Genomic DNA, 14,736 nt, shown 5'->3' with positions numbered 1-14,736 from the left:
CTTGGCTTGCTTTTATAAGGGAATTGGCTTGGGAGGGCTCAGGGCGTACGGGGTGCGGTGAAGCCTCCTATTATAACCGAGGGGATACCCTCACCGCTTCTCTCTACAGCGCAGACGTGGCACTGGCGTGCAGACAGATCGCAGCGGCAGCAGCCACATTGAGCGACTCTTCGCCACCCGGCTGCGCGATGCGAACATGTAGCTGGGCCAGGGCTTCCAACTCGGCACTGACCCCCTGCCCTTCGTGCCCCAGCGCCCATGCACAAGGCGTGGGCAGCTCTTTATTTTGTAGCGCCTGATGCAAAAATGATCCCCGGTGTGAACTGGTCACGATGACCGGCAGGGCCAACCCATCCAAGTCAGACAAAGCCACACCTTCAACCAGCTGCAAACCCCAATGGGCGCCCATACCCGCACGCAGCACCTTCGGACTCCACAGCGCCGCAGTACCCTTGAGGGCGATGATCTGCCTGAATCCAAACGCCGACGCGCTGCGCAAAATCGAGCCCACATTGCCCGCATCTTGCACGCGGTCCAGAATGACCGAGGCCACGCCCGGCTGCAAGGCGACCATTTGCGGCAGATCAAAGACAAACCCCATGCTGGCAGGCGATTCCAGCCCGCTGATTTCGGAAAAGAGCAGGTCTGAGATGACTATGTTTTTAGTAGCAGCCTTCGCCCACTCAGCGGGGGCTAGAGGCCAAAATGACTCTTTAAAAACTCCCAGGGAGGGCTTCGCTCCCCGCACCAGGGCCGCCCGGCAAAGATGATCACCTTCAGCCCAGTAGCGCCCCTGTTTGCGGTAGGCCGTGCTGTCTTGCGACAGACGGCGCAAGTCTTTGAGAAATACATTGTCTTTCGACGTGATGTGCTGAACTTGGGGACTGGTCATCGCAAAACCTCGGTCACGGGACGAAATGTGGTGCGGTGCTCAGGGCAGGCACCATGCGCGCGCAGGGCGGCCAGATGCTCGGCCGTGCCGTACCCCTTGTGTTTGGCAAAACCGTATTGGGGAAATTGCCGGTCATATTCCGCGCACCAGCGGTCGCGGTACACCTTGGCCAGAATGGAAGCGGCCGAGATAGCAGGCACCGTGGCGTCCCCTTTCACGATGGCTTCAGCCAGCACGTCGAGTACCGGCAAGCGGTTGCCATCCACCAGGACCTTGCCGGGCTTGAGGCGCAGCCCTTCCACCGCACGGCGCATGGCAAGCAGAGTGGCCTGAAGGATATTGAGGCGGTCAATTTCTTCGACGCTGGCTTGGGCAATGGAGCAACACAGGGCTTTGGCCCGAATCTCATCAAACAGTTTTTCCCGGCGCAAGGCCGTGAGCACCTTCGAGTCAGCCAGCCCTTTGATGGGCTGCAAATCATCCAGAATCACGGCCGCCGCAACGACTGGACCCGCCAGCGGACCACGGCCGGCCTCATCCACACCGGCCACTAGGCCAGGGATATCCCAAATCAGCGCGGATTGCTGGGCGGTGGCTTGTTCAGGCCTGGAGTACTTGCTGGATCGCATGGGCGGCTAGTCGAGGGGTATCACGCTGCAACTCAATGTGCAACATGGTGAATTTTTCTTGCAATGCGTCCAACTTTTCGTGCGCACTGCTCTGCATGTCGAGCCAAGCCAACACAGCCTTGGCCAGCGCTGCGGGCGTTGCAGCATCCTGCAGGAACTCCGGCACCACAAAATCCTGGCAAAGAATATTAGGCAATCCCACCCAGGGCTGCAGTTTTTTGCGCCGCATGATCTGCCAGGACATCCAGCTCATGTGATACGCAATCACCATGGGCCGCTTAAAAAGGGCGGCCTCCAGCGTGGCGGTGCCACTGGCGATCAGCGTCACATCACAGGCGGCCAGCGCGGCGTGTGACTGTCCCTCCATGATTTGAAGCTGCCCAGACATGCCGCTGGCGCCTGCGGCCTGCTCAATCTCGGCCTTCAGTAAGGGAACCGCAGGTACTATGAATTTAATAGCTGGCTGCGCTTGATGGATAAGGGCTGCAGCCTGAAAGAACCTCAAAGCCAAGTGCTTGACCTCGGATTTTCGGCTGCCTGGCAGCAAGGCCACCACGCGGTCCGAATCGGACAAACCCAGTTGGGCTCGTGCACCCGCTTTGTCGGGCACCATGGGAATCACATTGGCCAGGGGGTGTCCCACGTAGGTGGCAGCAATACCATGGCTGGCCAGCAAAGCCGGCTCAAAGGGAAAGATGCACAGCACGTGGTCCACACTGGCGCGGATTTTCTCAACCCGCTCCGCTCGCCAGGCCCAGACGGAAGGCGATACGAAATGCACGGTTTTGATACCCTGGCGCTTCAAGGCCGCTTCCAGATCAAGATTGAAATCGGGCGCATCCACGCCAATGAAGACATCGGGGCGCTGTTCTATCAAACGCGCTTTCAGCTGATTGCGTATACCCACGATCTCGCGGTAACGACGCAAGACCTCCCAGCTGTACCCGTGCACCGACAACTTGTCATGTGGCCACCACGCGGTGAATCCACGTTTGGCCATGTTCGGGCCGCCAATGCCTGCAGCGGTCAAGGCAGGCCAGCGCTCGTGCAAGCCATCCAGCAGCAAGCCCGCGAGCAAATCGCCCGACGTTTCTCCGGCCACCATGGCGACCTCAAGCGGTTTTTGCGCGCCCTGCATCACAACACCCAAGGGCTTCTGCACCGTCAGCGCACAATGCCACGCTGTGGCGAAGCTTGCTCTAAAAAGGAGAGCATCATGCGAACATCTGGCGCCGACTCAGGGCTGTTTTCAGCAAAAATGGCGATGCGCTCGCGGGCAGCAACCAGGGTCAGGTCATCTCGGTACAAAGCCTTGTGCATGGCTTTGACGGTTGAGACGCGCTCCGCCGAGAAGCCACGTCGACGCAAACCTTCATAGTTCATGGACCGGGCTTGAGCCGGCTGCCCCTGGCACATGACAAAAGGCGGCAGGTCGGCGAACAACAGCGTGCACATGGCCGTCATGCTGTGGGCGCCAATTTTCACAAACTGATGAACGACCGTGAAGCCGCCCAGAATCGCCCAGTCCCCCACATGCACATGCCCGGCCAGTTGAGAATTATTGGCAAAAATGGTGTTACTACCCACGACGCAATCGTGCGCCAGATGCACGTAGGCCATCAGCCAATTGTCATCACCTACCCGAGTCACACCCGTGTCACCCGGGGAGCCGATATTGAAGGTGCAAAACTCGCGGATGACGTTTCGGTCACCAATGATGAGCTCACAGGGCTCACCCGCGTACTTCTTGTCCTGCGGAATCGCGCCCAGAGAAGTGAACTGAAAAATGCGGTTGTCACGCCCAATCGTCGTGTGCCCTTCGAGCACGCTGTGGGGCCCGATCGTTGTGCCAGCTCCCACCTTCACATGGGGGCCAATCACGGTGTAGGGACCTACGGTGACCGAGCTGTCAAGCTCTGCGCCGGGATCGACAATGGCCGTGGCATGAATCGCTGTCACACCGCCCCCTCAGGTGATCGCGCGCATGGCGCAGGTCAACTCGGCTTCCACAGCCAGTTCCCCACCGACCGAGGCACGCGCCTTGAACTTGAAAATGCCCGCCTTCATACGCAACAACTCCACGTCAAGGATAAGCTGATCACCCGGCTCCACGGGGCGCTTGAATCGGGCGCCATCAATGCCGGCAAAGTAATACACCATGTCATCGCTCGGCGACGTGCCCAACGCGTCAAATGCCAACAGGGCCGCCGCCTGGGCCAGTGCTTCAAGCATCAACACACCTGGCATGACGGGGCGGTGAGGAAAATGTCCCTGGAAAAACGGCTCATTCATCGTGACGTTTTTCAGAGCCTTGATGCTTTTACCCTTGTCGATCTCCAGCACCCGGTCCACCAGCAGGAAGGGGTAGCGATGCGGCAACTGCTTGAGAATTTGGTGAATGTCCATCATGGTTGTTCCAATGTTTTTAATTTATCTTCAAGTGCCCGGATGCGGTCACGCAAACTGTGCAGCTGTTTTAGCGAAGCGGCATTTTTTTCCCAGGCCGCATTCTCGTCAATCGGAAACATGCCGGTGTAGTGGCCCGGCTGGCGGATGGAGCGGGTCACCACCGTGGCTGCCGAGATGTTGACACCGTCGGCCAGCGAGAGGTGTCCGAGGACAATTGCACCGCCACCAATCGTGCAATGCGCCCCGATGGTGGCACTGCCAGCCACCCCCACACACCCCGCCATGGCGGTGTGCTGGCCAACCCGCACGTTGTGGCCGATTTGAATCAGGTTATCAAGCTTCACGCCATCTTCGATGACCGTATCGCTCAGCGCCCCCCTGTCAATACAGGTGTTGGCGCCAATTTCAACGTCGTTGCCGATGTGCACCGCACCCAGTTGCTCAATCTTCTCCCAAGCGCCCGCATTGGGCGCGAAGCCAAAGCCATCCGCACCAATGACAACACCCGGGTGCAACACACAGCGCTCACCAATCACACAGTTCTCGCCAATGCTCACCCTAGATTTGAGTTCGGTGTCAGCGCCTATGCGTGCACCTCTTTCAATGACGCACAACGGTCCAATGCGCGCCTGTGGATGAACGATAGCCTCGCTGTCGATCACTGCACTGGGATGGACCATAGAACGCAGGGGTCGGGCGAGGGTTTGCTTCCACAACTGGGTCAAGCGGGCAAAGTACAGGTAAGGCTGGTCCGACACGATGCAGGCACCACGACTCAAGGCATCCGCTTGCATCTGGGGGCTGACAATCACACAGGCAGCCTTGGAGGCGGCCAATTGGTTTTTGTATTTGGGATGGCTGAGAAAACTTATCTGATCGGCGCCAGCAGACTCCAAAGGCGCCAAGCCCTCAATACCGATCTCGGCGTCGCCATGTAACTCTCCACCGAGTACTTCAACAATCGAACCTAGTCGTAGCGTCACACGTCACTTGCCTTGATCACAATTACTTGGCGTTGCCAGAGTTCAATAGCTTGATCACTTTGTCCGTGATGTCATGCTTAGGATTGACATACACCGCTTCCTGCAACACCAGATCATACTTCTCGGCCTCAGCCACCTGCTTGACGACCTTGTTGGCCCGCTCCAGCACTTGCTGCAATTCTTCATTTTTTCGGGCATTCAGATCTTCCTGAAACTCCCGGCGCTTGCGCTGAAATTCACGGTCCTGATCCACCAACTGTTTTTGGCGGGTTGCCCGCTGACCTTCAGACAAAGTGGGTGCCTCGCGCTCAAATTTGTCTGCCATGGTCTTCAGTGCTGCGCCCAAGTCGACGAGCTCTTTCTCGCGCTTGGAAAACTCCTGCTCAAGCTTGACCTGTGCGGCCTTGGCGGTACTGGCTTCTTTGAAAATCCGGTCGGTACTGACAAACCCGATTCGGAATTCTTGCGCCTGAACCTGCGCGGACAGGAGCGCCCCACCCAGCAAAATACCGGTACAGCATCGACGTAGAAAGTAGTTCATTAGAAGGATGTTCCGATCTGGAATTGCATGGTTTGTATTTTATCGCCATCAAATTTCTTGAGCGGTCGGGCAATCGCCAAACGCAATGGACCCACTGGCGAGATCCAGCTCACACCAACACCGGCTGAAGCCCGAAGGCTATTGGCATTGGCATTGGCAGCCAATCCCTCATCGGGACCTCCCACACTGCCCACGTCGACAAAGCCGTACATCCGCAAGGTTCTGTCATTGCCAGCACCCGGGAAGGGGGTCAGGATTTCAGCATTCAAATTGATCTTGCGAGTTCCGCCAATCGAGGTACCACTCACGTCCTGTGGCCCCAAGCTGCCCTGCTCGAAGCCGCGAACCGATCCGAGACCCCCGCCATAGAAATTCTTGAACACGGGGTAAGGACGGCCACCGGACGCCAAGCCCCATCCCAATTCGCCATTGAAGGCAAAAGTGTATTGCTTGTTGATTGGAATAAATTCCTGGTACTGATACGTTGCCCTGATGTAGCGCGCATCACCGGCGGGCGACCACTCGGCATTGGCACGTTGATAACGGCCCGAGTTGGGTGCCAGCGCGCTGTCACGACGGTCCCGTGACCAACCAATGGTCAAAGGCACGGCCGTACTGTCATAACCAAACTGATTGGCATAAGACTGGTAAGAGGTTGGCAAGGAGGTTCCTGGCACGATGGTGGTGGCCTCCAGGCCGGCGCCAAAGTAAACCGTATCGGTCTCGGTGAAAGGCACACCGAAACGCAAACTTCCGCCCGAAGTCACCAACTGGTAGTAATTTTGGTCCTGATACGGACTGGTGGTCTTGTGATACACATCAATCGTGCGGGATACCCCGTCGGGCGTGAAGTAGGGGTCTGTCGTATTGAACACAACCACACGGTTGATCTTACTGGTGTTGATTTGAACGCCCAGTGAATTGCCCGAACCAAAAGCATTCTCCTGCTTGAGGCCAAACGACAGACCAAGGCCGTCACCACTGGAGAAGCCGGCCCCCAGACTCAGGCTACCAGTCGGCTTTTCAACGACATTGATAGTCAGGTCTACCTGATCAGGAGAACCGGGTACTTCCTGAGTTTCGATACCCACATCACTGAAATAACCCAAACGATCCACCCGGTCACGTGACAACTTGATTTTGTCACCGTCGTACCACGATGCCTCAAACTGTCGGAATTCACGTCGCACGACGACATCCCGCGTACGGTTGTTTCCGGCAACGTTGATTTTTCGGACGTAAGCACGGCGCGAAGGATCCGCCTGTAAAACAAGGGCAACCCGGTTGTTGGTACGGTCAATCTCAGGGCGGGCTTCCACACGTGCAAATGCAAAACCGAAGTTACCAAAATAGTCTGTGAACGCCTTGGTAGTTTTGGCCACCTCATCGGCGTTATAGGCTTGGCCAGGGCGGATGGTTACAAGCGACTTGAACTCGTCCTCTTTACCCAGGAAGTTTCCTTCCAGTTTGACACCACTCACAACAAACCGCTCGCCTTCAGAAATATTGATGGTGATGGCGATGTCCGTTTTGTTAGGCAAGATCGCGACTTGTGTCGACTCAACCTTGAACTCCAGGTAACCCCGCGTCAAATAATAAGAACGCAAGGTCTCAATGTCCGCATTGAGTTTGGCACGTGAATAACGATCTGATTTGGTATACCAGCTCAGCCAGCCCCCGGTGTCCAGATCAAACAAGCCGCGCAACTTCGACTCATCAAAAACCTTGTTGCCAACCACCCGTATCTCGCTGATCTTGGCAGGATCGCCCTCCACCACCGTGAAGGTCAGGTTAACGCGATTGCGTTCAATGGGCGTTACCGTTGTAACGACGTCAGCCGCGTAGAGACTGCGGTTGATGTACTGGCGTTTGAGTTCCTGCTCGGCGCGGTCCAGTTGAGCCTTGTCAAACGGGCGACCGTCCGCCAGCCCAACATCGCGCAAGGCCTTTTTCAGAACTTCCTTGTCAAACTCTTTGGTGCCGACAAATTCAACATCAGCCACAGTGGGACGTTCCTCAACCACGACGATCAGCACATCACCACTGACTTCAATTCGCACGTCCTTGAACAAGCCAAGGCCAAACAGCGTGCGGATGGCGGCAGAGCCCTTTTCGTCGTTATAGACATCGCCAACGCGCACAGGCAGTGACACGAAGATGGTCCCAGGCTCCACGCGCTGCAAACCTTCGACTCGAATGTCCCGCACGGTGAAGGGATCAACAGCCCAGGCTGCACTGCTTGCAAAAGCCAGTGAAACCACGGCAGCCACAGCGCGCAGATGGAAACGTTTAAATTGCATTTTTAGTTTAAGAAGTCAATCCGGCGTTGTAAATTAACACCGGGTATTTAGCCAAATAAGCGGATGATGTCGTTGAACAGGGCAATCGACATCATGAGCATCAGGAAGGCAGCGCCAATGCGCTGCATGCGTTCCATCCAAACATCAGATACGGGTTTACCCGTAATGCCTTCCCAAAGATAATACATCAGGTGCCCGCCATCGAGAACGGGCAGTGGAAGCAGGTTCAAAACCCCCAGGCTCACACTGATCAAGGCCAAAAATAGCAGGTACTGCGTCAAGCCCAAACCTGCGGATTTACCGGCATAGTCTGCAATGGTCAATGGTCCGCTGAGATTTTTCAAAGATGCCTCACCCACGACCATTTTCCCCATCATCCGCAACGTCAATGCGGAGACATCCCAGGTGCGAACGACACCACGCCACAGGCCGTCCAGAAGACCGTACCTGACATCAACCAACTCGGGCATGGTGCCCACATAGGCACCAATCTTGCCGACGACCATCGTCCCATCCTGTTTCGCCTCAGGCTCAACCCTCAAATCCAGAGGTACTCCAGAACGATCAACCTTCCAGATGGCGGATTTCGCCGTCCCGTTGATCACCGACGTCCGAATCAGCTGTCGCAGTTGCTGACCGTCCACAATCGGGATTGATCCAACCTGGCGCACCAGGTCGCCTTCGCGCAGGCCAGCCTTGTCCGCCGCTGCGCCCCTAACCAGTTCACCCATCACAGGCCGGGTGTAAGGGCCCGTCAGCCCGATCTTTCGAAACAGTTCGGCATTGGCCTCACTGGCCTCCATATCACCCAACTTCAACAATATTTCGTTGCTGGTCTTGCCGGAAAGACCGGCAACTGACAGTCGCACATCCCGATGCTCCAAAGCACCTCGGGTCAAAAACCACCGCAGGTCTTCAAATGACTGAACATCCTGGAACTCTTCACCATCAAAAGCAGCGCGCTGAACCCGTTCGCCACCCACCAGCCCGGCACGCTCCGCCATTGACCCCAGTTCTGGACTTGCCAAAATGGGTGCAGCCTGTTGCACGCCACTCCAGTTCACAAGGGAATACAAAACGACCGCAAGCAATAGATTGGCCATAGGGCCGGCAGCCACAATGGCCACCCGAGAACGCAGTGGCTGGGTGTTGAATGCCAAATGACGCTCGGAGGCTGTCACCGGCGCTTCGCGCTCGTCCAGCATTTTTACAAAACCACCTAACGGGAATGCGCCAATGACAAACTCGGTATGAGAGCCTTGAGGCTGCCAGCGCACCAGCGTTTTACCAAAACCGATGGAAAACCGAAGAACTTTGACACCACACGCCAGGGCCATACGGTAATGCCCGTATTCATGCACCGCGATCAAAAGACCCAAGGCGAGGACAAAAGCAACCAGAGTCAACATGCGAGCTTCAGCGATATTTTTTTAAACACCAATTCGCCCGACCACTTGATCGGCGGAGCGTCTGGACAAGGTGTCCAAGGCCAGCAAATCTTCAAGTGACTGCGGACCACCGGTCACGACCGACGCCAGTGTTTCCAGATTCACCACATGAATTTGATCGAAGCGGATCCTCCTGTCGAGAAACGCAGCAACTGCGACTTCGTTGGCTGCATTCAACACCGCCGTGGAGCCCGGTGGCGCCCTCAGGACTGACCAGGCGAGCTTCAAGCCGGGAAAGCGCTCTGCATGACCGTTGGAATCCAATGCCTCAAAAGTCATGTCCGCCATTGCCCTGAAATCCAGCGCCGCCGCACCTGACACCATGCGATGGGGCCATGACAAACCATAGGCGATCGGGACCTTCATGTCTGGCGTCCCCAGTTGGGCCACCACTGAATTGTCTTTGTACTGAACCATTGAATGAATGACACTTTGAGGGTGAATGACCACCTCAATTTGCTCTGGCATCACATCAAACAGATAGCGTGCCTCAATGACTTCCAGCGCCTTGTTCATCATGGTGGCAGAGTCCACCGATATCTTGCGTCCCATCACCCAGTTGGGATGGGCACATGCCTGCTCGGGCGTGACATCGCGCAACGTCTGCGGATCACGCTGCCGGAACGGCCCACCTGATGCCGTCAGAATGATCTTGTCGATCTGGCTTTGCCACGAAGCAGCATCGTCCGGCAAAGACTGAAAAACAGCTGAGTGCTCACTGTCGATCGGCAGCAATTTGGCGCCACCCTGCACAACCGCCTGCATAAAAAAGTCGCCTCCGACCACCAGCGCTTCCTTGTTGGCCAACAACAATCGTTTGCCTGCGCGAGCCGCACCCAGACACGATGCCAGCCCAGCTGCCCCCACAATCGCAGCCATGACTGAATCCACCAGCTCATGAGATGCCACCATCGTTATAGCATCTTCGCCCCAAAGAACTCGTGTTTCCAGACCAAGCGCCCGGCATTTCTGCTCCAGCAAAAGTCCATGAGACTCACTGGCCATCACCGCAAACACGGGTTTGAATTGGACGCACTGCTGCAGCATCAAATCCACGCGGGTTGAGGCACTCAGGGCAAACACCTCAAAGCGATCAGCGTGACGCGCAATCACATTCAGCGTACTGACGCCGATAGAGCCCGTCGAGCCCAAAATAGCTATGCGCTGCTTCACGTTTTCAGTCAATTCATTCATCAGGGTTTCACCACCGAGTAGAGCATCATGGCCAAAGGCAATGTGGGCAATAGGGCATCGACCCGATCCAGCACACCACCGTGACCAGGAAGAAGGCCGCTGCTGTCCTTGACACCGGCACTGCGTTTAACAAGCGATTCAAACAAGTCACCGACCACACTCATGGCGGCCATGAACACCGCAGCCACCAACAGAAGCCAGCCGCTTCGGGTGCCGAGCTGACTGAACAAACTGGGTACCACCTGGGCCCCGCTGGCGTCAGCCCAGCGCCACAAGAACGCCAGCGCAACGACGCCAGCCATACCACCCCAAACGCCTTCCCAGCTTTTGCCTGGACTGATGCTCGGGGCAAGTTTGCTGGTACTGAAACGTCCACCAAACGCCCGGCCAGCAAAGTACGCAAAGATATCCGCAACCCAGACAAGCACAAGAATGGACAACAGAAAATTGATGCCGACCACGCGGGCCTGTGCGACGGCCAACCAAGCCAGGCAGAGCGCAAGAAACCCGGCGACCAATCGGACAAAACGGGAATGCCCAGACCACCCAGAAACACCACTGCGTAACACCCAGGCACCCACCAAAACCCACGCTGACCCGGTGAGAATCCACAGAAATCGAAACGATTGCTCAAGCACGCCAATCCACCAAGCCACTACACAAGTGGCGAAACACCCGAAGCCAAACCAGATAGAAGCCTGCTTGCCCAGGCCATTCAGACGTGCCCACTCCCAGGCACCGGCAGCAATCAAGACCAATGCAATGGCACAAAACGGCGCGAAAGATGGATAAAAAAGTGCTGGCAACAAGATGAGCAGCAGGACAATGGCAGTGATAACGCGCTGTTTTAGCATTTGATTGCCCTCAAACTGCTGACAGAAAGTTGCGATGCAACGAGTTGCCCGGGTGCACACAAGCGCACACCGGGAACATAAGGTGAGCCAAATGCCGTGTTTCGGTTCGAACCAGACGCACGGCAAATGACACTCAGACAGCCATCAGGTCCTGCTCTTTTGCCGCGATCAGCTGATCAATGGCAGCGATATGACGATCAGTCGTTTTCTGAATGTCTGACTCAGAACGCTTTTGGTCGTCTTCGGAAGCCAGCTTGTCTTTAACTGCTTTCTTGACAGCCTCATTTGCATCGCGACGCAAATTGCGCACGGCCACCTTTGCGCTTTCACCTTCGTTGCGAACCAGCTTCGTCAGTTCCTTGCGGCGCTCCTCGGACATGGCGGGCATTGGAACGCGAATCAGATCGCCCATGGAAGATGGATTGAGGCCCAAATCGCTGTCGCGAATAGCTTTCTCAATCTTGGCGCCCATTCCTTTTTCCCACGGCTGAACCGTGATGGTGCGGGAATCGAGTAGGGCCACATTGGCAACCTGGCTGATAGGCACCATGGAACCGTAATAGTCCACTTGTACCGAATCCAGCAAGGCGGGGTTGGCGCGTCCGGTACGAATCTTTGTGAGGTTGTTTTTGAAGGCCGCAATGGACTGATCCATTTTGACTTCAACCGTATTTTTAATTTCTGAGATTGGCATTTTTTCTCCTAACGAGGCAGCTCAAAGAGCACTGTTTGACGGTGCGATTTTGACATGATCAGGCATAGACCAGAGTACCTTCATTCTCACCCATCACGACGCGCTTGAGGGCTCCGTGCTTAAAGATGGAGAACACCTTGATGGGAAGTTTTTGATCGCGACACAAGGCAAACGCAGTGGCGTCCATGATGCCGAGGTTTTGCGACATCGCCTCGTCAAACGAAAGCTTTTCGTAACGAGTGGCCAGTGGGTCTTTCTTCGGGTCGGCGGTGTATACGCCGTCGACCTTGGTGGCCTTCAAAACGATCTGGGCACCAATTTCAGCACCGCGCAACGCAGCCGCCGTATCAGTCGTGAAGAACGGGTTCCCGGTACCTGCGGCAAAAATAACGACTTTGCCTTCTTCCAGGTACTGCAACGCCTTGGGACGAACGTAAGGCTCCACCACCTGCTCAATTGCAATAGCCGACATGACGCGAGCCGTCAGACCCGCCTTGTTCATGGCATCACCGAGTGCCAGAGCATTCATAACGGTAGCCAGCATGCCCATGTAGTCAGCAGTAGCCCGGTCCATACCGACCGATCCACCCGCGACGCCGCGAAAAATATTACCGCCGCCAATGACAACAGCAACTTCCACACCCAGGCGAGTCACCTCGGCAACTTCATCAACCATGCGCACGATGGTGTCACGATTGATGCCGAACTGGTCGTCACCCATCAAGGCCTCACCTGACAGCTTGAGCAAAATACGCTTGTAGGCTGGTGAGGCGATGGTCATGGTGAACTCCTTGATGTGATGAAAATTAGCGTGGAAACTCCAAATTCAAACCAATCGTGTCGACTTGAATCAGGATGTGAAAACAACCGGCCCTGGTAAACCGGCTAAAAAATCAACCCTGCTTGGCAGCAGCAATTTGAGCTGCTACTTCTGCTGCGAAGTCATCGACCTTTTTCTCGATGCCTTCGCCAACCACGTACAACGTGAAACCAGTGACAGTGGTACCGGCGGCCTTCAACATTTGCTCGACAGTTTGCTTGTCGTTCTTGACAAACGACTGGTTGAACAAGGAGACTTCCTTGAGGTACTTCTGCACACCGCCTTCGATACGCTTGGTAACGATTTCTTCGGATTGAACAGGCTTGCCTGCAGCAGTGGCAACCGCTGCATCTTCAGCCGCCTTGGCAGCAGCCACGGAACGTTCACGCGCCACCAACTCGGCAGGCACATCGGCGCTGGACAAGGCAACCGGCTTCATGGCGGCAACGTGCATCGCCACATCTTTGGCCGCTGCGTCATCGCCTTCAAATTCAACAACCACACCAATGCGGGTGCCGTGCAAATAAGAAGCAACCTTACCAGCCGATCCAAAGCGTTTGAAACGGCGAAAGCTCATGTTCTCGCCAATCTTGCCAATCAGACCTTTGCGCACATCTTCCAGCGTCGGACCGAAGCCATCCTGGGCATAGGCCAAGGCACCCAACGCTTCGATGTCAGCAGGGTTGTTTTTTGCGATCAACTCGGCAGCAGCATTCGCGAGGGCCAAAAAGCTGTCGTTTTTGGTAACAAAGTCAGTTTCGCAGTTAACTTCCAACAACGCACCAACGTTACCTTCGATGAAACTGGTCACAACGCCTTCAGCCGTGATACGACCTGCGGCCTTGCCAGCCTTGCTTCCCAGCTTGACACGCAACAACTCTTCAGCTTTGATCATATCGCCTTCAGCTTCAGTGAGCGCACGCTTGCACTCCATCATGGGGGCATCGGTTTTGCCGCGCAGTTCAGCGACCATGCTTGCGGTAATTGCAGCCATCTTGATTCTCCGTATTCAGTTCAAATATTTAAAAAGGGGCTAAAAAAAAGGGGCACTAATGCCCCCCTTCTTTGGGGTCGAAGACGACTCAGGCAGATGCCTCGTCCACTTCAACAAATTCATCAGCGCTCTCAGCCACCATGGCCTTGACGACATCGTCAGCCATATTGGCACGGCCTTCAATGATGGCATCAGCAATACCGCGGGCATACAAAATGACAGCCTTGGAGGAGTCATCGTTACCAGGGATCACGTAGTCAATGCCTTCTGGCGAGTGGTTGGTATCAACCACAGCGATCAAAGGTATACCAAGCTTCTTGGCTTCAGCAATGGCAATCTTGTGGAAGCCCACATCAATCACGAAAATAGCATCTGGCAAGACAGTCATATCCTGGATGCCACCGATGTCACGCTCAAGCTTGGCGAGTTCGCGGGCAAACATCAACTGCTCTTTTTTGCTCAGGCTGTCCAGACCAGCTTCTTGCTGGATCTTCATGTCCTTGAGGCGTTTGATCGACGTCTTGACCGTTTTGAAATTGGTCAACATGCCGCCGAGCCAACGCTGGTCAACATACGGAACACCAGCGCGCTGCGCTTCTTCAGCCACCGTCTCGCGAGCCTGGCGCTTCGTACCCACCATCAGCACGGTGCCGCGCTTGGCAGAAATTTGACGGGCAAACTTGGCCGCATCCTGGAACATCGGCAGCGATTTTTCCAGGTTGATAATGTGAATCTTGTTGCGATGGCCGAAAATGAACGGCGCCATCTTGGGGTTCCAGAAGCGGGTTTGGTGGCCGAAATGGACACCGGCTTCCAGCATTTCGCGCATGGTAACTGACATGTTTAACTCCAAAGGTTAGGTCTAAAATCCAGTTCGTTTTTGCAGCTCATGAAGGCCATTCAGGTACGCCTTACAAAACTGCAACACCTTGATGAAACTGGTTTGCTGATTTGTCTGCCAGAGAGCCATTTGACTAC

At 55.6% G+C, this 14,736-nt stretch carries 15 protein-coding genes; all 15 read right to left on the bottom strand.

Annotated features, from left to right (window positions below):
* Positions 1-103 precede the first annotated feature (103 nt).
* Positions 104-892, bottom strand: coding sequence for a TrmH family RNA methyltransferase (locus AC097N_RS02115; protein WP_479579069.1), 789 nt, complete (start codon positions 890-892; stop codon positions 104-106).
* Positions 889-1,521, bottom strand: a complete 633-nt coding sequence (gene rnhB, locus AC097N_RS02110) for a ribonuclease HII (RefSeq protein WP_479579068.1) — start codon at positions 1,519-1,521, stop codon at positions 889-891. The genes AC097N_RS02115 and rnhB overlap by 4 nt, the downstream gene beginning before the upstream one ends.
* A complete protein-coding gene (lpxB, locus tag AC097N_RS02105; protein WP_479579193.1) occupies positions 1,493-2,626 on the bottom strand; it encodes a lipid-A-disaccharide synthase in 1,134 nt (377 codons plus the stop codon). The genes rnhB and lpxB overlap by 29 nt, the downstream gene beginning before the upstream one ends.
* A 59-nt stretch (positions 2,627-2,685) precedes the next feature.
* Positions 2,686-3,480, bottom strand: coding sequence for an acyl-ACP--UDP-N-acetylglucosamine O-acyltransferase (gene lpxA, locus AC097N_RS02100; protein WP_479579067.1), 795 nt, complete (start codon positions 3,478-3,480; stop codon positions 2,686-2,688).
* Positions 3,481-3,489: 9 nt separating this feature from the next.
* Complete coding sequence (fabZ, locus tag AC097N_RS02095; RefSeq protein WP_479579066.1) at positions 3,490-3,930, bottom strand: 3-hydroxyacyl-ACP dehydratase FabZ; 441 nt, start codon at positions 3,928-3,930, stop codon at positions 3,490-3,492.
* Complete coding sequence (lpxD, locus tag AC097N_RS02090; protein WP_479579065.1) at positions 3,927-4,913, bottom strand: UDP-3-O-(3-hydroxymyristoyl)glucosamine N-acyltransferase; 987 nt, start codon at positions 4,911-4,913, stop codon at positions 3,927-3,929. The genes fabZ and lpxD overlap by 4 nt, the downstream gene beginning before the upstream one ends.
* Positions 4,914-4,935: 22 nt before the next feature.
* Positions 4,936-5,454 (bottom strand): OmpH/Skp family outer membrane protein, encoded by a 519-nt coding sequence (locus tag AC097N_RS02085; RefSeq protein WP_479579064.1) that lies wholly within the window; start codon positions 5,452-5,454, stop codon positions 4,936-4,938.
* The gene (bamA, locus tag AC097N_RS02080; protein WP_479579063.1) at positions 5,454-7,754 is read right to left on the bottom strand and encodes an outer membrane protein assembly factor BamA; all 2,301 of its coding nucleotides are present in this window, start codon (positions 7,752-7,754) and stop codon (positions 5,454-5,456) included. Before bamA ends, AC097N_RS02085 begins: the two co-directional genes overlap by 1 nt.
* Before the next feature lie 47 nt (positions 7,755-7,801).
* Positions 7,802-9,163 carry an RIP metalloprotease RseP gene (rseP, locus tag AC097N_RS02075; protein WP_479579062.1) on the bottom strand — a complete coding sequence of 454 codons (1,362 nt, stop codon included), beginning with the start codon at positions 9,161-9,163 and terminating at the stop codon, positions 7,802-7,804.
* A gap of 21 nt (positions 9,164-9,184) precedes the next feature.
* Positions 9,185-10,396 (bottom strand): 1-deoxy-D-xylulose-5-phosphate reductoisomerase, encoded by a 1,212-nt coding sequence (gene dxr / locus AC097N_RS02070; protein WP_479579061.1) that lies wholly within the window; start codon positions 10,394-10,396, stop codon positions 9,185-9,187.
* The gene (locus tag AC097N_RS02065; protein WP_479579060.1) at positions 10,396-11,250 is read right to left on the bottom strand and encodes a phosphatidate cytidylyltransferase; all 855 of its coding nucleotides are present in this window, start codon (positions 11,248-11,250) and stop codon (positions 10,396-10,398) included. Before AC097N_RS02065 ends, dxr begins: the two co-directional genes overlap by 1 nt.
* 133 nt (positions 11,251-11,383) lie before the next feature.
* Complete coding sequence (gene frr / locus AC097N_RS02060) at positions 11,384-11,944, bottom strand: ribosome recycling factor (protein ID WP_479579059.1); 561 nt, start codon at positions 11,942-11,944, stop codon at positions 11,384-11,386.
* A 58-nt stretch (positions 11,945-12,002) separates the two neighbouring features.
* Positions 12,003-12,725: a UMP kinase gene (gene pyrH / locus AC097N_RS02055; RefSeq protein WP_479579058.1), complete on the bottom strand. Its 723-nt coding sequence runs from the start codon at positions 12,723-12,725 to the stop codon at positions 12,003-12,005.
* Between the two features lie 112 nt (positions 12,726-12,837).
* A complete protein-coding gene (gene tsf, locus AC097N_RS02050; protein ID WP_479579057.1) occupies positions 12,838-13,758 on the bottom strand; it encodes a translation elongation factor Ts in 921 nt (306 codons plus the stop codon).
* An 88-nt stretch (positions 13,759-13,846) separates the two neighbouring features.
* Positions 13,847-14,599 carry a 30S ribosomal protein S2 gene (gene rpsB / locus AC097N_RS02045; protein WP_479579056.1) on the bottom strand — a complete coding sequence of 251 codons (753 nt, stop codon included), beginning with the start codon at positions 14,597-14,599 and terminating at the stop codon, positions 13,847-13,849.
* Between the last annotated feature and the right edge of the window lie 137 nt (positions 14,600-14,736).

Source organism: Rhodoferax sp. LS1R11 (assembly GCF_056521395.1).
This window is presented reverse-complemented; position numbering and strand designations above follow the sequence as displayed.

Excerpts from the sequence above, each read along its gene's own strand:
- AC097N_RS02115 (WP_479579069.1), bottom strand. The coding sequence starts at position 892 with ATGACCAGTCCCCAAGTTCAGCACATCACGTCGAAAGACAATGTATTT.
- lpxB (WP_479579193.1), bottom strand. The coding sequence starts at position 2,626 with ATGGTGGCCGGAGAAACGTCGGGCGATTTGCTCGCGGGCTTGCTGCTG.
- AC097N_RS02085 (WP_479579064.1), bottom strand. The coding sequence starts at position 5,454 with ATGAACTACTTTCTACGTCGATGCTGTACCGGTATTTTGCTGGGTGGG.
- rnhB (WP_479579068.1), bottom strand. The coding sequence starts at position 1,521 with ATGCGATCCAGCAAGTACTCCAGGCCTGAACAAGCCACCGCCCAGCAA.
- frr (WP_479579059.1), bottom strand. The coding sequence starts at position 11,944 with ATGCCAATCTCAGAAATTAAAAATACGGTTGAAGTCAAAATGGATCAG.
- tsf (WP_479579057.1), bottom strand. The coding sequence starts at position 13,758 with ATGGCTGCAATTACCGCAAGCATGGTCGCTGAACTGCGCGGCAAAACC.
- fabZ (WP_479579066.1), bottom strand. The coding sequence starts at position 3,930 with ATGATGGACATTCACCAAATTCTCAAGCAGTTGCCGCATCGCTACCCC.
- rseP (WP_479579062.1), bottom strand. The coding sequence starts at position 9,163 with ATGTTGACTCTGGTTGCTTTTGTCCTCGCCTTGGGTCTTTTGATCGCG.
- bamA (WP_479579063.1), bottom strand. The coding sequence starts at position 7,754 with ATGCAATTTAAACGTTTCCATCTGCGCGCTGTGGCTGCCGTGGTTTCA.
- rpsB (WP_479579056.1), bottom strand. The coding sequence starts at position 14,599 with ATGTCAGTTACCATGCGCGAAATGCTGGAAGCCGGTGTCCATTTCGGC.
- dxr (WP_479579061.1), bottom strand. The coding sequence starts at position 10,396 with ATGAATGAATTGACTGAAAACGTGAAGCAGCGCATAGCTATTTTGGGC.
- AC097N_RS02065 (WP_479579060.1), bottom strand. The coding sequence starts at position 11,250 with ATGCTAAAACAGCGCGTTATCACTGCCATTGTCCTGCTGCTCATCTTG.
- pyrH (WP_479579058.1), bottom strand. The coding sequence starts at position 12,725 with ATGACCATCGCCTCACCAGCCTACAAGCGTATTTTGCTCAAGCTGTCA.